The 20,231-nt window shown below is 63.7% G+C and carries 18 protein-coding genes and 1 pseudogene; 11 read left to right on the top strand and 8 right to left on the bottom strand.

Annotated features, from left to right (window positions below; translation table 11 throughout):
• Positions 1-2: 2 nt before the first annotated feature.
• From R6G97_RS00385 to R6G97_RS00375, 3 genes and pseudogenes are all read right to left on the bottom strand, one after another.
• Positions 3-977, bottom strand: a complete 975-nt coding sequence (locus tag R6G97_RS00385; protein WP_102081057.1) for a serine/threonine protein kinase — start codon at positions 975-977, stop codon at positions 3-5.
• A 72-nt stretch (positions 978-1,049) separates the two neighbouring features.
• A complete protein-coding gene (locus R6G97_RS00380; RefSeq protein ID WP_317847682.1) occupies positions 1,050-1,814 on the bottom strand; it encodes a TOBE domain-containing protein in 765 nt (254 codons plus the stop codon).
• Positions 1,815-1,910: 96 nt separating this feature from the next.
• Positions 1,911-2,648: pseudogene (locus tag R6G97_RS00375) on the bottom strand (double zinc ribbon domain-containing protein).
• Between the two features lie 89 nt (positions 2,649-2,737).
• Between R6G97_RS00375 and bioB the strand changes: the two are divergent.
• The 9 genes from bioB (at position 2,738) to R6G97_RS00330 (ending at position 13,106) form a co-directional block, all read left to right on the top strand.
• Positions 2,738-3,796, top strand: a complete 1,059-nt coding sequence (gene bioB, locus R6G97_RS00370) for a biotin synthase BioB (RefSeq protein WP_317847681.1) — start codon at positions 2,738-2,740, stop codon at positions 3,794-3,796.
• Between the two features lies 1 nt (position 3,797).
• Positions 3,798-4,970 carry an 8-amino-7-oxononanoate synthase gene (gene bioF, locus R6G97_RS00365; protein ID WP_090346259.1) on the top strand — a complete coding sequence of 391 codons (1,173 nt, stop codon included), beginning with the start codon at positions 3,798-3,800 and terminating at the stop codon, positions 4,968-4,970.
• Positions 4,963-5,694, top strand: a complete 732-nt coding sequence (locus R6G97_RS00360) for an alpha/beta fold hydrolase (RefSeq protein WP_090346257.1) — start codon at positions 4,963-4,965, stop codon at positions 5,692-5,694. Before bioF ends, R6G97_RS00360 begins: the two co-directional genes overlap by 8 nt.
• Positions 5,687-6,511, top strand: coding sequence for a malonyl-ACP O-methyltransferase BioC (bioC, locus tag R6G97_RS00355; protein ID WP_182941924.1), 825 nt, complete (start codon positions 5,687-5,689; stop codon positions 6,509-6,511). The genes R6G97_RS00360 and bioC overlap by 8 nt, the downstream gene beginning before the upstream one ends.
• 1 nt (position 6,512) lies before the next feature.
• Positions 6,513-7,193: a dethiobiotin synthase gene (gene bioD / locus R6G97_RS00350; protein ID WP_090346251.1), complete on the top strand. Its 681-nt coding sequence runs from the start codon at positions 6,513-6,515 to the stop codon at positions 7,191-7,193.
• A 117-nt stretch (positions 7,194-7,310) separates the two neighbouring features.
• Positions 7,311-7,607 carry a hypothetical protein gene (locus R6G97_RS00345; RefSeq protein ID WP_043215853.1) on the top strand — a complete coding sequence of 99 codons (297 nt, stop codon included), beginning with the start codon at positions 7,311-7,313 and terminating at the stop codon, positions 7,605-7,607.
• A gap of 315 nt (positions 7,608-7,922) precedes the next feature.
• Positions 7,923-9,728 (top strand): phenylacyl-CoA dehydrogenase, encoded by a 1,806-nt coding sequence (locus tag R6G97_RS00340; RefSeq protein ID WP_043215854.1) that lies wholly within the window; start codon positions 7,923-7,925, stop codon positions 9,726-9,728.
• Positions 9,729-9,909: 181 nt separating this feature from the next.
• Entirely contained in the window at positions 9,910-11,196 is a 1,287-nt protein-coding gene (locus R6G97_RS00335) for a GGDEF domain-containing protein (RefSeq protein ID WP_090346249.1), read from the top strand.
• Between the two features lie 131 nt (positions 11,197-11,327).
• Positions 11,328-13,106: an acyl-CoA dehydrogenase C-terminal domain-containing protein gene (locus R6G97_RS00330; protein ID WP_043210343.1), complete on the top strand. Its 1,779-nt coding sequence runs from the start codon at positions 11,328-11,330 to the stop codon at positions 13,104-13,106.
• A gap of 318 nt (positions 13,107-13,424) precedes the next feature.
• On the opposite strand, the gene R6G97_RS00325 is transcribed toward R6G97_RS00330, so the two are convergent.
• The gene (locus R6G97_RS00325) at positions 13,425-14,348 is read right to left on the bottom strand and encodes a LysR family transcriptional regulator (RefSeq protein ID WP_043210345.1); all 924 of its coding nucleotides are present in this window, start codon (positions 14,346-14,348) and stop codon (positions 13,425-13,427) included.
• Between the two features lie 187 nt (positions 14,349-14,535).
• Between R6G97_RS00325 and R6G97_RS00320 the strand changes: the two genes are divergently transcribed.
• Together R6G97_RS00320 and R6G97_RS00315 are read left to right on the top strand one after the other, a co-directional pair.
• Positions 14,536-15,813, top strand: coding sequence for an aspartate aminotransferase family protein (locus R6G97_RS00320; protein WP_182816604.1), 1,278 nt, complete (start codon positions 14,536-14,538; stop codon positions 15,811-15,813).
• 165 nt (positions 15,814-15,978) lie between these two features.
• On the top strand, positions 15,979-16,137 hold the full coding sequence (locus R6G97_RS00315; protein WP_009681539.1) for a YqaE/Pmp3 family membrane protein: 159 nt from the start codon (positions 15,979-15,981) through the stop codon (positions 16,135-16,137).
• 82 nt (positions 16,138-16,219) lie between these two features.
• Here R6G97_RS00315 and R6G97_RS00310 read toward each other — a convergent pair whose 3' ends face one another.
• From R6G97_RS00310 to pqqC, 4 genes are read right to left on the bottom strand one after another with little or no spacing between them, the layout of a single operon-like run.
• The gene (locus tag R6G97_RS00310) at positions 16,220-18,052 is read right to left on the bottom strand and encodes a S9 family peptidase (RefSeq protein WP_102081052.1); all 1,833 of its coding nucleotides are present in this window, start codon (positions 18,050-18,052) and stop codon (positions 16,220-16,222) included.
• Complete coding sequence (gene pqqE / locus R6G97_RS00305) at positions 18,018-19,178, bottom strand: pyrroloquinoline quinone biosynthesis protein PqqE (RefSeq protein ID WP_317847680.1); 1,161 nt, start codon at positions 19,176-19,178, stop codon at positions 18,018-18,020. Before pqqE ends, R6G97_RS00310 begins: the two co-directional genes overlap by 35 nt.
• Entirely contained in the window at positions 19,150-19,425 is a 276-nt protein-coding gene (gene pqqD / locus R6G97_RS00300) for a pyrroloquinoline quinone biosynthesis peptide chaperone PqqD (RefSeq protein ID WP_090346239.1), read from the bottom strand. The genes pqqE and pqqD overlap by 29 nt, the downstream gene beginning before the upstream one ends.
• A complete protein-coding gene (pqqC, locus tag R6G97_RS00295) occupies positions 19,422-20,177 on the bottom strand; it encodes a pyrroloquinoline-quinone synthase PqqC (RefSeq protein WP_182941916.1) in 756 nt (251 codons plus the stop codon). Before pqqC ends, pqqD begins: the two co-directional genes overlap by 4 nt.
• Between the last annotated feature and the right edge of the window lie 54 nt (positions 20,178-20,231).

Below are 20,231 nucleotides of genomic sequence, written 5' to 3'. Positions count from 1 at the left end.
TTCTAAAACAATTTCAGCGGTTCTTCATCCAGCGCTGCGATCTGTTCGCGCAGGGCGAGGATCTGATCGCCCCAGTAGCGCGGCTGGCCGAACCAGGGGAAGCTCGGCGGGAATGCCGGGTCGTCCCAGCGCCGGGCTAGCCAGGCGCTGTAGTGCAGCTGGCGCAGGGCACGCAGCGGTTCGATCAAGGCCAGTTGGCGCGGGTCGAAGTCGTGGAATTCGTTGTAGCCGTCGATCAGCTCCGCCAACTGGCCCATGCGCTCCTCGCGGCTGCCGGCGAGCATCATCCACAGGTCCTGGACCGCAGGCCCCATGCGGCAGTCATCCAGGTCGACGATATGGAAGGCCTCATCGCGGAACATCAGGTTGCCTGGGTGGCAGTCGCCGTGCAGGCGAATCATTTCATGCGGGGTGCGGGCGTAGAGGCGTTCGACCCGTTGCAGCAGGTCCCGGGCAACGGATTCGAAAGCCGGTCGCAGTTCGTTGGGTACGAAGTTACCTTCGAGCAAGGTGTTCAGCGAGGCATGACCGAAGTTATCCACCGCCAGCGTTTCGCGGTGCTCGAAGGGGCGGGCAGCGCCGACCGCGTGCAGGCGTCCGAGCAGTTGGCCCAGGCGGTAGAGCTGATCGAGGTTGCCCGGCTCCGGTGCGTGGCCGCCTCGGCGAGGAAACAGCGTGAAACGAAAGCCCTGGTGTTCGAACAGGCTGCGGCCTTCGTGCAGCAGGGGAGCTACCACCGGTACGTCGCATTCGGCCAGCTCGGCGCTGAAGCGGTGTTCCTCGAGGATCGCATCGTCCGTCCAGCGTCCGGGGCGGTAGAACTTGGCGATCAGCGGTTGCGCGCCTTCGATGCCCACTTGGTAGACCCGGTTCTCGTAGCTGTTGAGGGCCAGCACCCGGGCATCGCTGAGAAAGCCCAGGCTTTCCACGGCGTCCAGGACCAGGTCGGGGGTGAGGGTGTCGAAGGGGTGGGACATGAAGGCTCCGGGCACGGCGGCAGGATAAGGTGCCATGGTAGCGCAGGTTGACCAGAGGCTGCCCTGGCCCTGTTACACCGGAACCCCCAGCAATACATAAGAGGGATGAAACTGCACACGCACTTGGCTACCGGCATCCAGCTCATGCTGTGTAAGCCAGTGCTCATCGGCAAAGGCGCACAGGGTCTGCCCGTTACCCAGCACCAGCCGCACTTCGCTGGGCCCGTCTTCATCGGTCAGTACCTGTTCGACGGTGGCCATAAGGCAATTGCTGCCCGCTTCGACGTGATCGCCCTCGAGGAGCAACTGCACCCAGCCGGCCTTGAGCAGCGCGACCACGGTGGTATCGAGCGTCAGCTCCAGACGCTCGGTGCTGCCTCGGGTGATCAGCGCCTCGATCTGTAACCCGCCGCCAAGATCGAGGCTGACCCGGTCGTGCCGCCCTTCGCGGCGCAACCCGCTGATGCGTCCTTGCAGCTGGTTGCGGGCACTGGTGCGCAGCATCAGGCGGCCGAGCAGATCGAGGTCACTGCTTTCTTCGGCGGCGTCCAGCAACTGGGCCTGCAGGGTTTGCAAACGTTGATACAGGCGCAACACCCGCTCGCCTTCGGCCGACAGACACGCACCGCCACCCCCACGTCCGCCCGTGCTGCGCTCCACCAAGGGTTGGGTGGCCAGGTTGTTGAGCTCATCGATGGCGTCCCAGGCAGCTTTGTAGCTGATGCCGGCCGCCTTGGCAGCGCGAGTGATCGAACCTTGTTCGGCAACATGTTGCAGCAAGGCGATGCGCTGAGGACGACGGGCGATGTGCTGGGTGAGCAGGGCAGGTAGTGACATGACGGAGGTCGGTCTCGGTGAAGATGCTGTGACGGTGCCGGTGGCCTGTTGGCAAGTCAAGACAAGGTGTCCTCCCTGCGATGGTGCCAGTACCACTCACTCCTGCCCTGGTTTGGGCGTGCGCGCCAGGCAATACACGTCGACCCGCCGGGCACCGGCTTTGCGCAGCAGTGTGGCGATGGCCTGGGCGGTGGCGCCAGTGGTCAATACGTCATCGATGATGGCCAGGTGAAGGCCATCGAGCCGGGCATCGGGTGCGAGCCCGAACGCCTGGCGCAGGTTGCGCTGCCGGGCCTTGGCGCCGAGGGTCTGTTGGGCAGGAGTGTCGCGGGGCCGGCGCAGCAATTGCTCGTTGCACGGGATGTTCACTTGCGCGGATAACCACCGTGCCAGCAAGGCAGCCTGGTTGAACCCTCGTCGGCGCAGTCAACGAGCAGCCAGGGGTACGGGTAACAACTGGTCAGGTTTTGCCAGCCCCTCGGCGAAGCGATGCGACAGCGTCTGGCCCAGCAAACGGGCCATCAATCGGCCAAGCGGCCACTGGCTGTGATGCTTGAAACGGCTCACCAGCGTGTCGATGGGAAATCCGAAGTACCAGGGCGCCACGACGTGGTCGAAGGCCGGCCTATAGCGGCTGCAATGGCCGCAGGTCAAACCGGCCATCGGCAGGGGTAGGGCGCATCGGATGCAGTGATCGTCCAGCCAGGGCAGTGCGTGCTCGCATTCGGTGCACAGGGGATAGGCCTGGTCGGCGGGCTCGTCACAGAGCAAACAGTGCTGGCTAATATTTATACACTTGTAAACCAAGTGTTTTGCGAGTGGTTGACAGTGCATGGGCCTTCCATGAGTATGCGAGCTATCCGTGATGCGCTGGCGGGCTTTCCTGTCCCGGCGCCAGCAAGAGCCTAAACAAGGAAACACCGATGAGCGCCAGCACAACTGCAACAACACGTCACGACTGGTCCCTGGCCGAGGTCAAGGCCCTGTTCCAGCAGCCGTTCAACGACCTGCTGTTCCAGGCGCAGACCGTGCATCGCGCGCACTTCGACCCAAACCGCTTGCAGGTTTCCACGCTGCTGTCGATCAAGACCGGCGCCTGCCCGGAAGATTGCAAATATTGTCCGCAGTCCGGCCACTACAACACCGGCCTGGAAAAACAGAAGCTGATGGAAGTGCAGAAGGTGTTGGAAGAAGCCGCTCGGGCCAAGGCCATCGGCTCCACCCGCTTCTGCATGGGCGCTGCCTGGAAGCACCCGTCGGCCAAGGACATGCCCTACGTCCTGGAGATGGTCAAAGGCGTCAAGGCCATGGGGCTGGAAACCTGCATGACCCTCGGCAAGCTCGATCAAGAGCAGACCAAAGCCCTGGCCGACGCCGGCCTGGACTACTACAACCACAACCTGGATACCTCGCCGGAGTTCTACGGCAGCATCATTACCACCCGCACCTATGCCGAGCGTCTGCAGACCTTGGCCTATGTGCGCGATGCGGGGATGAAGATCTGCTCCGGTGGCATCCTTGGCATGGGCGAGTCGCTCGATGACCGCGCCGGCCTGCTGATCCAGCTGGCCAACCTGCCGGAGCATCCGGAGTCGGTACCGATCAACATGCTGGTCAAGGTCGCTGGTACACCGCTGGCCGAAGAGGAAGACGTCGACCCGTTCGATTTCATCCGCATGCTCGCGGTAGCGCGCATCCTCATGCCCAAGTCCCACGTGCGTCTCTCCGCTGGCCGCGAGCAGATGAACGAACAGATGCAGGCCCTAGCCTTCATGGCTGGCGCCAACTCGATCTTCTATGGCGAGAAGCTGTTGACCACCGCCAACCCGCAAGCTGACAAGGACATGCAACTGTTCGCCCGTCTCGGTATCCAGCCCGAAGCGCGCGAAGAGCACGCCGATGAGGTGCACCAGGCGGCCATCGAGCAGGCACTGCTCGAACAACGCAGCAACGAGCTGTTCTACGACGCAGCACAGGCCTGACATGGCGTTCGACCTGGCGGCGCGCCTGGCCGAACGGCGCGCCGCGGATCTGTACCGGCAGCGGCCATTGCTCGAAAGCCCCCAAGGGCCGGAGGTGGTGGTCGATGGCCAGCCGCTCTTGGCCTTTTGCAGCAACGATTACCTAGGGCTGGCCAACCACCCGGAAGTGATCGCCGCCTGGCGTGCAGGCGCCGAGCGCTGGGGAGTGGGGGGAGGTGCCTCGCATCTGGTGGTCGGTCACAGCACGCCTCATCACCAGGTGGAAGAAGCCCTGGCCGAACTGACCGGGCGCCCACGCGCGCTGCTGTTTTCCACCGGCTACATGGCCAACCTCGGCGCCATCACCGCCTTGGTGGGGCAAGGCGACACGGTGCTGCAGGATCGTCTCAATCATGCCTCGCTGCTCGATGGCGGACTGCTCAGCGGTGCGCGTTTCAGCCGTTACCTGCACAACGACCCCGTGAGCCTGGCCAACCGCCTGGAGAAGGCGACCGGCAATACGCTTGTGGTCACCGATGGCGTGTTCAGCATGGACGGCGACCTGGCCGACCTGCCTGCGCTGGCCAAGACCGCCCGCACTCATGACGCCTGGCTGATGGTCGATGACGCCCATGGACTGGGCACGCTCGGTGCCCAGGGTGGCGGCATCGTCGAGCATTTCGGCCTGGGCGTTGAGGATGTTCCGGTGTTGATTGGTACCCTGGGCAAGGCGTGCGGCACCGCTGGTGCTTTCGTGGCCGGCAGCGAGGAGTTGATCGAGGCGTTGGTGCAGTTCGCCCGTCCCTATATCTACACCACCAGCCAGCCGCCAGCGCTGGCCTGCGCCACGCTCAAGAGCCTCGAGCTGCTGCGCCGCGAGACCTGGCGCCGCGAGCACCTGGCGGCATTGATCCGCCAGTTCCGCGCGGGCACCGAGCAGATCGGGCTGGCGCTGATGGACAGCCCGACCGCGATCCAGCCGATCCTGATCGGCGACAGCGCACGCGCCCTGCAGTTGTCCCGGATGCTGCGCGAGCGGGGCTTGCTGGTGACTGCGATCCGCCCACCGACCGTCCCCGCCGGCAGTGCACGCCTGCGCGTGACCCTGAGCGCGGCCCACAGCGAGGCGCAGGTCCAGCTATTGTTGAATGCATTGGCCGAGTGTTACCCACTGCTGGAGTCCGCCGATGCGTAACCGACTGATCCTCTTGCCCGGCTGGGGTCTGGGCACTGCTGCACTTGAACCGCTGGCTGCAAGTCTCAGGGCCCAGGATTCACGTCTGCAGGTCGAGCTGATGCCGCTGCCGGAGCTCGCCGATGCCGATGTCCAAGCCTGGATCGATTACCTGGACCGCAAGCTGCCCACCGACAGTTGGCTGGGCGGCTGGTCGTTCGGGGGCATGCTCGCCAGTGCCCTGGCGCACACACGTGGCGATCACTGCTGTGGTCTGGTGACGCTCGGCAGCAACCCGAGCTTCGTCCAGCGCGCTGATTGGCCCCATGGCATGGCAGTGGACACCTTCGGTACGTTCCTCGACGGCTGTCGCAGCCATCCGCAGGTGACCCTCAAGCGTTTTCGCAGCTTGTGCAGCGATGGCGCGCAAATGCCGCGCACGCTACTGCGCCAGTTGGGTGTCGGCGTGCCGGACACCGATCCGCTCTACCTGGCCACAGGGCTGGAAGTGCTGGCCAAGCTGGACACCCGCAATGCCCTGGAGCAGTACGGCGGGCCGCAATTGCATCTGTTTGCCGGCAGCGATGCGCTGGTGCCGGCGGAGGCAGCCAAGGCCTTGAGCGAGTTGTTGCCGGATGTGGAAGTCGGCCTGGTCGAAGACAGTTCCCACGCCTTCCTGCTGGAGTATCCACAGGAGCTGGCGGCGGGTATCAAGAGTTTCCTGCATGAGAGTGGTGATGACTGACCTTTCCCGTCCGACCCTGCCCGGCACTCTGCCGGACAAGCGCCAGGTGGCGGCCTCGTTCTCCCGCGCTGCAGCCAGCTACGACAGCGTGGCGGCCCTGCAACGGGCGGTGGGCCTGGCGCTGCTCGGCCAGCTCCCTGCTGACCTGCAGCCTGAGCGCTGGCTTGACCTGGGCAGCGGCACGGGGCATTTCAGCCGCGCCCTGGCCGAGCGCTTCAGCGCTGCGACGGGTGTGGCAGTGGACATCGCCGAAGGCATGTTGCGCCATGCCCGTGAACAGGGCGGGGCGCATCATCATGTGGCGGGCGATGCCGAGCGGCTGCCGTTGCGCGATGACAGTGTCGACCTGGTGTTCTCCAGCTTGGCGGTGCAATGGTGCGACCAGTTCGGCAGCGTGCTGAGCGAAGCCCGCCGTGTGCTGCGGCCGGGCGGGGTGCTGGCATTCAGCAGCCTGTGCGTCGGCACCCTCGATGAGCTGCGTGCCAGTTGGCAGGCGGTGGACGGCCTGGTCCACGTCAATCGTTTCCGACGCTTGGAGGACTATCAGCGGCTGTGTGGCCAGAGTGGCCTGCAGGTGCTTGGCCTGGAGCGTCGCCCGCATGTCCTGCATTACCCAGACGTGCGCAGCCTGACCCACGAGCTCAAGGCCCTGGGGGCGCACAATCTCAACCCTGGACGGCCTTCGGGCCTGACCGGGCGGGCGCGGATGCAGGGCCTGTTGCAGGCCTATGAACGCTTCCGCCAGCCCGAGGGCCTGCCGGCCACCTACCAGGTGGTCTATGGCGTACTGCGCAAACCCTTGGCAGACGAGGCGTGACATGAGCCAGGCCTATTTCATCGCGGGCACCGACACCGATGTCGGCAAGACCACCATCGCGGCCGGGCTGCTGCATGCGGCGCGGTTGGAGGGCTTGAGCACCCTGGGCGCCAAACCGGTGGCATCCGGCTGCACGCCAGGCGCCAAGGGCCTGCGCAACGCCGACGCCTTGGCCTTGATCGCCGAAAGCTCGGTGAAGCTGCCCTACGAGCAGGTCAATCCATTCGCATTCGAGCCGGCCATCGCTCCGCATGTGGCGGCCCGTGAGGCAGGGGTCAGCCTGGACGTACCGGTGCTGCTGCAGGCCATGCAGCATGTACTGGCCCAAGGGGCCGACTTCACACTGGTGGAGGGGGCAGGGGGCTGGCGGGTGCCGTTGTCCGCCCATGCCCATCTGTCGGACCTGGCTATCGCCTTGAAGCTGCCGGTGATCCTGGTGGTGGGCGTGCGCCTGGGCTGCATCAACCACGCTTTGCTGAGCGCTGAAGCCATCGCCCGTGATGGGCTGCCACTGGCAGGATGGGTGGCCAATATCATCGACCCGCGGACGTCGCGTCTGGAAGAAAACCTCGCCAGCCTCGCCGAGCGATTGCCGGCGCCTTGCCTGGGACGGGTGCCGAAGCTCAAGCAGGCCACAGCCGAGGCAGTGGCGGAGCACCTGCACCTGGATCTTCTGGATTGACGCGCTCAACATTGCCTATTAAGTGGCACAAGGCTATTAGGTATTTAAACGGGCCTTTTACGCTTTCGGCTGCTTTAATAAGCCTGACCTCGCATCCTGCGTCTTTGGAGTCCTGACATGGAAATCACCGGTAGCACTGCCTATTACGCTGGCCTTGGCGCCATCCAGGCCGGGCAGAACCGAGTCGACCAAGCCGCCAGTCAAATCGCCAGCAGCACCGTCGAGCGTGCCGCCACCAGCCAGTCCAGCGACTATCAGGCCGAACGCCTGCGAGCGGTCGATCGCAGCCAGCAGATGGACCTGGCCACCAGCACCGTCGAGTTGGCGCTGGGCAAGCATGAAGTCGCATTGGGCGTGAAAGTCGCCAAAGCCTCGGACGAGATGCTTGGCCGGTTCATCGATACTTACGTCTGATCCAACCCCCATCCACCGCCTAGACTCCTTGTAGAGCGGCGGTTCTATCCGCTGATTTTCTGACCTCAACCAGACGGCTCCGTTGTCTGTGTCGTCCTATTCGCGGTTAAACCTGCGAACAGGCTGCGGCATCCAGGGTCGCTTCGGCGCTTATGGCGTTTATGTCGTGTTTCGCGGCGTAAATGGCACCATAGTCCATCCTTGACATTGGGCGGGGCTAAACGTAAGTTTCAAACAACTGTTTGACCGAAAGCCGCCAAGAGCTGGTTGGTACCTGCGGTCTCTCCACTGGACTCATCACAGAGGTTCATCGCTATGCCTGATTACAAAGCCCCCTTGCGTGATATTCGCTTCGTCCGTGACGAGCTGCTCGGCTACGAGGCGCATTATCAGAGCCTGCCGGGTTGCCAGGACGCCACGCCGGACATGGTCGACGCGATCCTCGAGGAAGGCGCGAAGTTCTGTGAGCAGGTGCTGGCGCCCCTGAACCGTGTCGGTGACCTGGAAGGCTGCACCTGGAGCGAGTCGGGCGTTAAGACCCCGACCGGTTTCAAGGAGGCCTACCAGCAGTTCGTCGAAGGCGGCTGGCCGAGCCTTGCGCATGACGTGGAACATGGCGGCCAAGGTCTGCCTGAGTCCCTGGGCCTTGCCATCAGCGAAATGGTCGGTGAGTCCAACTGGTCCTGGGGCATGTACCCAGGCCTGTCCCACGGCGCCATGAACACCCTGTCTGCCCACGGCACCGCCGAGCAGCAGCACACCTACCTGACCAAGCTGGTGACCGGTGAGTGGACCGGCACCATGTGCCTGACCGAGCCGCACTGCGGTACTGACCTGGGCATGCTGCGCACCAAGGCCGAGCCCCAGGCGGATGGTACCTACAAGGTGTCCGGCACCAAGATCTTCATTTCCGCTGGCGAGCACGACATGGCCGACAACATCGTCCATATCGTCCTGGCCCGCCTGCCCGATGCCCCGGCGGGCACCAAGGGCATCTCGCTGTTCATCGTGCCGAAGTTCCTGCCCAACGCCGAAGGCGGTGTTGGCGAGCGCAACGCCGTGAGCTGTGGCTCCATCGAGCACAAGATGGGTATTCACGGCAATGCCACCTGCGTGATGAACTTCGACGGCGCCACCGGCTTCCTGATCGGCCCTGCCAACAAGGGCCTGAACTGCATGTTCACCTTCATGAACACCGCCCGCCTGGGCACCGCGCTGCAGGGCTTGGCCCACGCCGAAGTGGCTTTCCAGGGTGGCCTTAAGTATGCCCGCGAGCGTCTGCAGATGCGTTCGCTGACCGGCCCGAAAGCGCCAGACAAAGCAGCCGACCCGATCATCGTCCACCCGGACGTGCGCCGCATGCTGCTGACCATGAAGGCCTTCGCCGAAGGCAACCGCGCCATGGTCTACTTCACCGCCAAACAAGTGGACATCGTCAAGTACAGCCAGGACGAGGAAGAGCGCAAGAAAGCCGACGCCCTGCTGGCCTTCATGACTCCGATCGCCAAGGCCTTCATGACCGAGGTTGGCTTCGAGGCTGCCAACCACGGTGTGCAGATCTACGGTGGCCATGGCTTCATCGCCGAGTGGGGCATGGAGCAGAACGTACGCGACAGCCGCATCTCCATGCTGTACGAGGGCACCACCGGTATCCAGGCCCTGGACCTGCTCGGTCGTAAGGTGCTGATGACCCAGGGCGAGGCGCTCAAAGGTTTCACCAAGATCGTGCACAAGTTCTGCCAGGCCCAGGAAGGCAACGAAGCCGTCAAGGAATTCGTCGAGCCGCTGGCCGCGCTGAACAAGGAGTGGGGCGAGCTGACCATGAAGGTGGGCATGGCCGCGATGAAAGACCGCGAAGAAGTCGGTGCTGCCTCGGTGGACTACCTGATGTATTCCGGCTACGCCTGCCTGGCGTACTTCTGGGCCGACATCGCCCGCCTGGCTGCCGAGAAGCTGGCCGCCGGCACCAGCGAAGAGGCGTTCTACACTGCCAAGCTGCAAACCGCGCGCTTCTACTTCCAGCGTATCCTGCCGCGTACCCGTGCGCACGTGGCGGCCATGCTGTCCGGCGCGGGCAACCTGATGGCCATGAAGGAAGAAGACTTCGGTCTGTCCTGCTGAGCCAAGCGGTAACCAGGAAAAACCGCCTGCCTTCACCGGCAGGCGGTTTTTTTTTTGCCTGGCGCTGCAAGCACACATCCAGCAATCGTTTAAACGTTCCGTGTATTCATCTATTCATGTGCGCTGCCGATGAACTAGAGGCACAATGCTATTATTGATCTGCCGGGTCGGAGATTGCCTTTTGTTTCGTCTATCCGCTGTACGCGCGAGCCATTTCCTGCCTTCGTTGTTCCTGTTGCTGTCGGGGCTGGCGGCAGCTTATGTGAGGGACCTCAGCGTCTTCTTCACCTCCCTGTTCAATGTATTGCCGACATTGGTGTTGTTGCTCGGCGGTGCCTATTGCGCCGTGTACCGTCGCCAGCGCGAGCTGTTCTTGATGGTCACGGTGTACATCGCCTACTTCCTGCTCGACACGCAGACCGATTTCTATCGCGACAACGGCCGGGTCCGAGAGGATGCGGCGGTCGTGTTCCATCTGGTCTGCCTGCTGTTGCCCCTCCTGTTCGGGCTGTTCGCGGCGTGGCAGGAGCGCACCCACCTGGCCCAAGACCTGCTCGCCCGCTTCGCCGTGCTGTTCGCCGTCGGCAGCGTGGCAGTGGCGTTGGAGCAGAGTTTTCCCCAGGCACTGCTGAGCTGGTTGGCGGAGATTCGCTGGCCATCGCTGCATGGTCAATGGATGAGCCTGATCCAGCTGGCCTATCCACTGTTCCTGGGGATGTTCGTGCTCTTGGTGGTGCAGTACCTGCGCCAGCCACGGCCCTTGCATGCGGCGCAGATCATCGGTCTGATCGGCATCTTCTGGATGCTGCCCAAAACATTCATCCTGCCGTTCACCCTCAACATCATGTGCAGTCAGGTCATGCTGATGATCGCAGCGGCGGTGTCTCACGAGGCCTATCAAATGGCCTTTCGAGATGAGCTGACTGGCCTGCCGGGGCGCCGCGCTCTGAATGAGCGCATGCAGCGGCTGGGGCGCAACTACGTGATCGCCATGACCGATGTGGACCACTTCAAGAAATTCAACGACACCCATGGCCACGATGTCGGTGACCAGGTGTTGCGTCTGGTGGCCAGTCGCTTGGGGCGCGTGACCGGGGGTGGGCGCGCCTATCGCTACGGTGGCGAGGAGTTCGCGCTGGTCTTTGCCGGCAAGACGGTCGAGGAGTGCACGCCCCACCTGGAAGCGGTGCGGGAAATGATTGCCAACTATGCGATCCAGCTGCGTGACCAGAACAGCCGCCCACAGGACGATTCGACCGGACGTCAGCGCCGCGCGGGCGGCGCGGGCAGTACGGTCTCGGTGACCATCAGCATTGGGGTTGCGGAACGCCAGGTGGATCATCGTTCACCGGACGAGGTGCTCAAGTCCGCCGACGAGGCGCTCTACAGCGCCAAGGGAGCCGGTCGTAACTGCGTCATGGTTTTCGGGCAGCATTCCCGGCGCGGGGCGGTTCGCATGGCGTCGTGATCGTGGTGACTGAAACTGACTTGTCAGTCGCATGATGACCCTATGTCTCGTAAAAGTTGTTCGGTTACACTGGCTCCAACCTAGTGTCGCGATCCTGAGGGATCGCCCCGACCTGATAGCGAGAGGTTGTCATGGCTGAGTACAAAGCGCCGCTGCGCGACATGCGTTTCGTTCTGAATGAAGTCTTCGAGGTGGCCAAGCTCTGGTCCCAACTGCCGGCCCTGGCCGAGGCGGTCGATCAGGATACCGCCATGGCTGTTCTGGAAGAGGCGGGCAAGGTCACCGGCAAGACCATCGCTGGGCTAAGCCGTAGCGGCGACGAAGAAGGCTGCCATTGGGACAACGGCACCGTGCGCACCCCGGCTGGCTTCATCGAGGCCTACAAGACCTACGCCGAAGGCGGCTGGGTGGGCGTGGGCGGTGACCCGCTGTTTGGCGGCATGGGCATGCCCAAAGCCATTTCGGCGCAGGTCGAAGAGATGGTCAACGCCTCCAGCCTTGCCTTTGGCCTATACCCGATGCTGACCGCAGGTGCCTGCCTGTCGATCAACGCCCACGCCAGCGAGGCACTGAAGGAAAAGTACCTGCCCAACATGTACGCCGGTGTCTGGGCCGGCTCCATGTGCCTGACCGAGCCCCATGCCGGTACCGACCTGGGAATCATCCGTACCAAAGCCGAGCCCCAGGCTGACGGCAGTTACAAGGTCAGCGGCACCAAGATCTTCATCACCGGCGGCGAACACGACCTGACTGAGAACATCATCCATTTGGTGCTGGCCAAGCTGCCGGATGCGCCGGCGGGTCCCAAAGGCATCTCGCTGTTCCTGGTGCCTAAGTTCCTGGTCAACGAAGATGGCAGCCTGGGGGCACGAAATCCGGTCACCTGCGGCTCGATCGAGCACAAGATGGGCATTCAGGCCTCGGCCACCTGCGTGATGAACTTCGATGACGCCACCGGTTACTTGGTGGGCGAGCCGAACAAAGGCCTGGCGGCCATGTTCACCATGATGAACTACGAGCGCCTGGGTGTTGGCATCCAGGGCCTGGCGTCGGCCGAGCGCTCCTACCAGAACGCTGTCGAGTATGCCCGCGAGCGCTTGCAGAGCCGGGCACCGACCGGCCCGCAGGCCAAGGACAAGGCCGCCGATCCGATCATCGTCCACCCCGACGTGCGTCGCATGTTGCTGACCATGAAGGCGCTGATCGAAGGCGGGCGTGCCTTCTCCACCTATGTCGCCCTGCAACTGGACAGCGCCAAGTACAGCGAAGATGCCGCCACGCGCAAGCGCAGCGAAGAGTTGGTAGCGTTGCTGACCCCCGTGGCCAAGGCCTTCCTCACCGACCTGGGCCTTGAGTGCACCGTTCACGGCCAGCAGGTGTTCGGCGGTCACGGATACATCCGCGAATGGGGGCAGGAGCAACTGGTCCGCGATGTGCGAATCACCCAGATCTACGAAGGCACCAACGGCATCCAGGCCCTGGACCTGATGGGACGCAAGGTGATCGGCAGTGGCGGCGCGTTCTACCGCCTGTTCTCCGATGAGATCCGTCAGTTCATTGCCAGCGCCGGTGCCGAGCTGGATGAGTTCACCCAGCCACTGGCCACCGCGCTCGACGAGCTGGACGGGTTGACCGAATGGGTACTGGCGCAGGCCAAGGGCAACCCCAACGAGATCGGTGCGGCCTCGGTGGAGTACCTGCAAGCGTTCGGTTACGTGGCTTATGGCTACATGTGGGCTTTGATGGCGCGCGCTGCTCGGGCCGGCAAGGACGACGAGGCGTTCTATGGTGCCAAGCTTGGCACCGCGCGCTTCTACTTTGCCCGTCTGCTGCCGCGCGTGAATTCGCTGGTGGCATCGGTGAAAGCCGGTAGCGAGACGTTATACCTGCTCGACGCCGCACAGTTCTGATATCGCCCATGTAAGCCCGCTCCTACACGGTCACCACGGCCAGGTAGGAGTGGGCTTTTTTTCGAGTGCGAATCCACAGCATGTCGTCTTTTGAGACTTTTGTGTAAGTGATTTCTTACACGACGCGATGGCTTTTTTCCTCTTTTCTGAAATTGGATCCAGGGCTAATCTTCACCCCATGGACGTAGCGCAGGATGCGCAATGGACAGAACAGGGACAACGTAGGATTTCCTGCCAGGGTGGCGGGGCGATAAGGATGTCAAGGGAAACAGTCTGGAAAACCCCGCTTCGGCGGGGTTTTCTTTGTCCGCTCGTTTTTCAGCCAAGCACGTCCAAGGGCGAAACGCCTGGCAGGCGGGCGTCGGTCTCTTCCTCCAGCAGTGTACGCAGCAGTTCCACCGAGGCCTGCTGGCGCTGGGCATCGCGGAACACCAGGCCGACCTTCAGCGGCACCCTCGGTTCGCTCAAAGGCTTCCACAGCAAGTCCTGGTCATCTTCGGTGGCATCCTTCGCCCGGCCGGGCAGGATGGTTGCCAAGGCGGTATGGGCCAGGCTGTCGAGAATCCCCGCCATGTTGTTCATCTCCGCCTGCACTTGCGGCCTGCGCCCCAGGCTGGCCAGTTGCGCCTGCCAGATCTGCCGAATCTGGAACTCTTCGCCGAGCATCAGCATCGGCAACTCAGCCGCCTGGCGCAACGAGACTTTCTTGAAGTCCTTCAAGGGGTGGGTATTGGGGATGACCAATTGAAGTTCATCTTCGTACAACAGCAATCCATGCAAGCCCGGTTGGCGTGGCGGCAGGTAGCTGATGCCGATATCCAGGCTGCCATTAAGCAGGCGCCGCTCGATTTCTAACCCTGACAACTCATAGATCTGCACCACCAGGTGCGGTTGAGCCCGGCGCACGCGCTCCAGCAATTGCGGTACCAAACTCGGGCGCACGGTCTGCAGTACGCCGATGGCCAGCGTACGCAGAGACTGGCCTTTGAAGTTGCGCATCGCTTCATGGGCGCGCTGCAGGCCGTCAAGCAAGGGCAGGGCGTGGTTGTACAAGGTATGGGCGGCGAGGGTCGGCAGCAGGCGTTTGTTGCTGCGCTCGAACAGACTCAGGTCGAGGCTGTGTTCAAGTTGGCGGATCTGCTGCGACAACGCCGGCTGGGACAGCGACAGGCGCTCGGCGGCCCTGCCCACATGGCCTTCTTCATACACCGCGACGAAATAGCGCAGTTGTCGAAAATCCATAAGATCTACTTATCGAAAAAGCTGGAAAAACGGAATGGCCGAATGTCGGCTTGAAGCCTAGTCTATCGCCGTATTCCAAAGGGTTACAGCGCTCGCCGAGCCGATTGTTACCTGCAGGGAAAAACACTTTTGATAGGCAAGGCAAAATAAACCGCTGCCGACCCTGACCCAAATGGCTGGAGCCCCGATGAACCTGTTCAACCTGCGCCGTTCGGCCCCTGCCGCTGCCGAGCCCAAGCCTGCTCCGGTGAGCGCGCCAGCGGCGTCGGAGCCGACCCGCGAACGGCTGATGCCAAGCGCCGAGCGGGCGCCGCAGGTGTTCGTACGAGGCCAGGGCTCTTGGCTGTGGGACCACCAAGGCCATGCCTACCTGGACTTCACCCAGGGCTGCGCCGTCAACAGTCTCGGCCACAGCCCAAGCGTGCTGGTCAAGGCCCTGGGCAACCAGGCCCAGGCGCTGATCAACCCTGGCGCGGGGTTCCACAGTCGTGGCTTGCTGAGTCTGGTCGATCGCCTCTGCCAGAGCACCGGCAGCGATCAAGCCTACCTGCTCAACAGCGGTGCCGAGGCCTGCGAGGGCGCCATCAAGCTGGCGCGCAAATGGGGGCAGCTGCATCGCAACGGCGCCTATCACATCATCACTGCCAGCCAGGCCTGCCATGGACGCAGCCTGGGGGCGCTGTCGGCTTCCGACCCGTTGCCCTGCAATCGCTGCGAGCCTGGCCTGCCAGGTTTCAGCAAGGTGCCCTTCAACGACCTCGCGGCCCTGCACGCCGCCGTGGACTCGCGCACCGTGGCGATCATGCTCGAGCCGATCCAGGGCGAAGCGGGGGTGATCCCGGCGACTCGCGAGTATCTGCAAGGGGTCGAGCGTCTGTGTCGCGAACTCGGCATCCTGCTGATCCTCGACGAGGTGCAGACGGGCATCGGCCGTTGTGGCGCCCTGCTCGCCGAGCAGACCTACGGCGTGCGTGCCGACATCATTACCTTGGGCAAAGGCCTGGGTGGTGGTGTGCCGCTGGCGGCCTTGCTGGCCCGCGGCAGCGCATGCTGCGCCGAGCCGGGCGAGCTGGAGGGCAGCCATCATGGCAACGCGCTGATGAGTGCGGCCGGCCTTGCGGTACTGGAGACTGTGCTCGAGCCAGGCTTCTTCGAACACGTGCAGGACAGCGGTCGCCACCTGCGTGACGGCCTCAGCCGCCTGGCCGGTCGTTATGGCCAGGGCGAAGTGCGTGGCCAAGGGCTGCTCTGGGCGCTGCAGTTGCACGAGGACCTGGCCCGCGAGCTGGTCGAGGCGGCGCTGCACGAGGGGCTGCTGCTCAACGCACCGCAGGCCGATGTAGTGCGCTTCTCACCAGCGCTGACCGTGAGCAAGGGCAACATCGACGAGATGCTCCTGCGCTTGGCCCGCGCCTTTGCCCGCCTGCATGCCCAGCAACACAGTCGCCGCGAGGTTTCGGCCTGACCGGCCCCGGGCGCCACGAATTTCACCGAACCGTCTCGCGTTCCTGCGCATCGCCCTTGGCCAGCAGTATTTGGCTCGGGGCGTTTTTTTTGCCTGGCGCTTGGTCATGGAACCCTGGCGTGGCCCGGCTAGTCTCTTTTGAAACCCTTCCAAGGAGAGACGAACATGGATTTCATCCGCATCATCATCGCTATCATCCTGCCGCCACTGGGCGTATTCCTCCAGGTCGGGTTCGGCGGCGCGTTCTGGCTGAACATTCTGCTGACATTGCTGGGTTACATTCCGGGCATCGTGCACGCGGTGTATATCATCGCCAAGCGCTGACACTTCGCGGGTAAGCCTGCTCCCCCACGGCTCATTGCCCGTCTTGTGGGAGCGGTTTTACCCGCGAAAAGGCCTCCGATGTCTATCGCCCCAGCACCCGGCAATAGAACTTCCATTCTTCCTCCAACGCGTGCGCCAGGTTCTGCGCCTTGCGCAGCCCGTGCCGCTCACCGGCATAGAAGTGCCCTTCGGCTTCGATGCCATTGGCCTTGAGCGCGGCCAGCATGGCACGGGTCTGTTCGGGCACTACCACGGCGTCCAGCTCGCCCTGGAAGAAGATCACCGGCACCTTGATCTGGGCAGCGTGTAGCAACGGTGTGCGTTGGCGATAGCGTTCATGGTCGAGCTGCGGATCACCGATCAGCCAGCCCAGGTAATCGCCTTCGAACTTGTGGGTGGCCTGGTCGAGGGCGACCGGGTCGCTGACCCCATAGAGGCTCGCCCCCCCGCGGAACACATCATGGAAGGCCAAGGCACACAGCGTGGTGTAGCCCCCGGCACTGCCGCCGCGGATGAAGGCTTGACGCGGGTCGACCAGGCCGAGTTTGGCCAGATGGTCGACGGCGGCGCAGGCATCCTGCACATCGAGCTCGCCCCAGTTGAGGTGCAGGGCCTGGCGATAGGCACGGCCATAGCCGGTACTGCCCCGGTAGTTGAGGTCGGCCACGGCGAAACCGCGCTGGGTCCAGTACTGGATGCGTGCATCGAACACCGGGTAGCAGGCCGAGGTCGGTCCGCCATGGATGAACACCACCAGTGGCGAAGGGGTTTCGGCGCCAACGGCAGGATAGAAGAAGCCATGGGCCTGGCCATCGCCACTGGGGTAGTGGATGGGGCGCGGGCGGCTGACCCGGTCGGCGGGTAACGCAAGGCCACCGCCGGCAAGTACCCTGCTCCGGCCGGTGTGCCGATCGAACGCGACGACCGCAGGCGGGGTCAGGGGCGAGGCGGCGATGGCATAGACATGCCCGTCATCCGCGGCGAGGCTGCGAAAGCGCGTGTATTCACGGCCCAGGCGCTGAACCTGACGATCTTCGCCGTACAGTCCCAGCAGCCCGAATCCATCCTCGAACCAGCTGGCGAGGTACGCTTGCGGCCCGATCGGCAGCCAGGAGCTGGCGCCCAGTTGCCAAGGTGCGGCGGCATGGTCGGCGGCTGCGGCAGGCAAGGCTTGCCAGGTGCCACCCAGCTCGCCCCAGGGTTGCCAGAAACCATTTTGGTCAGAGAGACAGTAGAGCTGCCCTTGGGCATCGAAGCGCGGTTGTTGCAGTGAAACCTCCCGCGTCCCATGCCCTGCCAGGCAAAACGCTGCTCCCCAACGACCGTCATGGTTGCGCGCCCGGCACATCAGGCGTGTTTGGGTCCAGGGCTGCGCGGGGCGGTCCCACTCGATCCAGGCCAGGCGCTGTCCATCGTCGCTGAGGGTGGGCGAGGCATAAAAATCAGCCCCTTCGGCCAATACTTCGCGCCCCTCGGGCCCGATGGCCACGAGCCGATGCTCGACCGACACACCATGGCGCTCCTCGACCGCCAGTACCCGTTGCGCATGCCACAGCACATCGCCATAGCGGCACTGCGCATCCTGGGTCAGCGGACGCGGTGGGGAGCCATCGAGGGCCTGGGTATAGAGTTGCTGGTCGGCTTCATTGACGAACACCACGCCGTCGCCGCCAAGGCAGAAGCTGCCGCCGCCGTATTCATAGACGCGGCTGCGGGCGCTGAAGCCGTCCGGCGTCAGGCAGTGGGCCTGCTCGTTGCGCCAATGCCAGAGGCGGCAGGCGCCATCGGCGGGGCGGAATTCGTTCCAGAATACGCCGTTGGCACCGACCTTGAGCTCAGCGAAATCGGTGCTGGCCGCGACCGCCTGGGCGGCGCTGAAATCAGCCGCGGGTGATGATTCGTGAATTGCGCTCATTGCGGAAGGTCATCTCTTCGATGGTCAACTGGGCGGTTTGCGCTTCTTCACGGGCCTTGAGAATGATGCCGTGATCAGGGGATTTGGCGCACACCGGGTCGGCGTTGCTGGCATCGCCTGTGAGCATGAAGGCCTGGCAGCGGCAGCCGCCGAAGTCCTTTTCCTTCTCGTCGCACGAGCGGCAGGGCTCGGGCATCCAGTCGTAGCCACGGAAGCGGTTGAAACCGAAGGAGTCGTACCAGATATGCCGCAGATCGTGGTCGCGCACGTTGGGGAATTGCACCGGCAGTTGACGTGCACCGTGGCAGGGCAGGGCGGTGCCATCGGGCGTGATGGTCAAGAACAGGCTGCCCCAGCCGTTCATGCAGGCCTTGGGGCGTTCCTCGTAGTAATCCGGGGTGACGAAGATGAGCTTGCAGGGGTTGCCCGCGGCCTTGAGTTGCTCGCGGTATTCGTTGGTGATGCGCTCGGCCCGTTCCAGTTGGGCGCGGGTCGGTAACAGCCCCAGGCGGTTGAGGTGCGCCCAACCGTAGAACTGGCAGGTGGCGAGTTCTACGAAATCCGCCTCCAGGGCGATGCACAGCTCGATGATGCGGTCGATCTTGTCGATGTTGTGCCGGTGGATGACGAAGTTGAGCACCATGGGATAGCCATGGGCCTTCACTGCGCGGGCCATCTCCAGCTTCTGGGCGAAGGCCTTCCGGGAGCCTGCCAGCAGGTTGTTCACCTGCTCGTCGCTGGCCTGGAAGCTGATCTGGATGTGGTCCAGCCCGGCCTGCTTGAAGGCGGCGATCTTCTGCTCGGTCAGGCCGATGCCAGAGGTGATCAGGTTGGTGTAGTAGCCCAGGCGGCGGGCTTCGCCGATCAGCTCGGGCAGGTCCGGGCGTACCAGCGGCTCGCCGCCGGAGAAGCCCAGTTGGGCCGCTCCCAGCTCGCGGGCCTCGGCCATCACCCGGAACCACTGTTCGGTGCTGAGCTCCTGACCCTGCCGGGCGAAATCCAGCGGGTTGGAGCAGTACGGGCATTGCAAAGGGCAGCGGTAGGTGAGCTCGGCGAGCACCCACAGCGGCAGACCGACTTCGGGCTTGGCTGGCATTTCAGCCGAGGACGATCCAGTGTTCGGCACGGGCCACCTCCATGAACTGCTCGATGTCTTCGGCGACTTGCGGGACATCCGGGAACTGACCCTCGAGCTCGGCGATGATCGCCGCCACATCGCGCTCACCGTCGATCAGCGCGCCGATCAGGCCAGCGCTCTCATTGAGCTTGATCATGCCCTCGGGGTATAGCAGGACATGGCCTTTTTGCGCAGGCTCGTACTGGAAACGATAGCCCGGGCGCCAGGCGGGGACTTGCTTGCGGTCGAAACTCATAGGGCGATCCCCTTGTGCCAGACCCGCTCAGCCGTGACGGTGTGGTAAGGCGGGCGGTTCAGTTCATAGGCCATGCTCATGGCATCGAGCATGCTCCAGAGAATATCCAGCTTGAATTGCAGGATCTCCAGCATGCGGTCCTGCCCCTCGCGGGTCGTGTAGTGCTGCAGGGTGATCGCCAGGCCGTGCTCCACGTCGCGCCGGGCTTGGCCCAGGCGGGTGCGGAAATAGTCGTACCCGGCCGGGTCGATCCAGGGGTAGTGCGTGGGCCAGCTGTCCAGACGCGACTGGTGGATCTGCGGGGCGAACAGCTCGGTCAGCGAACTGCTGGCGGCCTCCTGCCAACTGGCGCGGCGGGCGAAGTTGACGTACGCGTCCACGGCAAAGCGTACGCCCGGCAGTACCAACGCCTGGGAGCGCAATTGGTCCGGGTCCAGGCCCACGGCCTGGCCCAGGCGCAGCCACGCTTCGATGCCGCCGTCCTCGCCCGGTGCGCCATCGTGGTCGAGCAGGCGCTGGATCCACTCGCGGCGTACTTCGCGGTCGGGGCAGTTGGCCAGGATCGCCGCATCCTTCATCGGAATGTTGACCTGGTAATAGAAGCGGTTGGCCACCCAGCCCTGAATCTGTTCACGGGTGGCGCGGCCTTCGTACATCGCCACGTGGTAGGGGTGGTGGATGTGGTAATAGGCGCCCTTGGCGCGCAGGGCCTGCTCGAATTCGGCAGGGGACATGGGTCGTGCATCGTTCATCAATTGACTCCCATAGAACGCACTATCGGCTGACTTCGCCGCCTGTGGGAGCGG

Source organism: Pseudomonas sp. HTZ2, from assembly GCF_033173945.1.
In the GTDB taxonomy this organism is placed as follows: Bacteria; Pseudomonadota; Gammaproteobacteria; order Pseudomonadales; family Pseudomonadaceae; genus Aquipseudomonas; species Aquipseudomonas guariconensis.
This window is presented reverse-complemented; position numbering and strand designations above follow the sequence as displayed.

Bases quoted from the DNA above. Each gene is read 5' to 3' on its own strand.
- R6G97_RS00310 (WP_102081052.1), bottom strand. From the start codon at position 18,052: ATGAGCGCAATTCACGAATCATCACCCGCGGCTGATTTCAGCGCCGCC.
- bioC (WP_182941924.1), top strand. From the start codon at position 5,687: ATGACTGACCTTTCCCGTCCGACCCTGCCCGGCACTCTGCCGGACAAG.
- pqqC (WP_182941916.1), bottom strand. From the start codon at position 20,177: ATGAACGATGCACGACCCATGTCCCCTGCCGAATTCGAGCAGGCCCTG.
- pqqD (WP_090346239.1), bottom strand. From the start codon at position 19,425: ATGAGTTTCGACCGCAAGCAAGTCCCCGCCTGGCGCCCGGGCTATCGT.
- R6G97_RS00360 (WP_090346257.1), top strand. From the start codon at position 4,963: ATGCGTAACCGACTGATCCTCTTGCCCGGCTGGGGTCTGGGCACTGCT.
- bioF (WP_090346259.1), top strand. From the start codon at position 3,798: ATGGCGTTCGACCTGGCGGCGCGCCTGGCCGAACGGCGCGCCGCGGAT.
- R6G97_RS00380 (WP_317847682.1), bottom strand. From the start codon at position 1,814: ATGTCACTACCTGCCCTGCTCACCCAGCACATCGCCCGTCGTCCTCAG.
- R6G97_RS00320 (WP_182816604.1), top strand. From the start codon at position 14,536: ATGAACCTGTTCAACCTGCGCCGTTCGGCCCCTGCCGCTGCCGAGCCC.
- R6G97_RS00325 (WP_043210345.1), bottom strand. From the start codon at position 14,348: ATGGATTTTCGACAACTGCGCTATTTCGTCGCGGTGTATGAAGAAGGC.
- R6G97_RS00340 (WP_043215854.1), top strand. From the start codon at position 7,923: ATGCCTGATTACAAAGCCCCCTTGCGTGATATTCGCTTCGTCCGTGAC.
- R6G97_RS00385 (WP_102081057.1), bottom strand. From the start codon at position 977: ATGTCCCACCCCTTCGACACCCTCACCCCCGACCTGGTCCTGGACGCC.
- R6G97_RS00345 (WP_043215853.1), top strand. From the start codon at position 7,311: ATGGAAATCACCGGTAGCACTGCCTATTACGCTGGCCTTGGCGCCATC.
- bioB (WP_317847681.1), top strand. From the start codon at position 2,738: ATGAGCGCCAGCACAACTGCAACAACACGTCACGACTGGTCCCTGGCC.
- R6G97_RS00330 (WP_043210343.1), top strand. From the start codon at position 11,328: ATGGCTGAGTACAAAGCGCCGCTGCGCGACATGCGTTTCGTTCTGAAT.
- bioD (WP_090346251.1), top strand. From the start codon at position 6,513: ATGAGCCAGGCCTATTTCATCGCGGGCACCGACACCGATGTCGGCAAG.
- R6G97_RS00315 (WP_009681539.1), top strand. From the start codon at position 15,979: ATGGATTTCATCCGCATCATCATCGCTATCATCCTGCCGCCACTGGGC.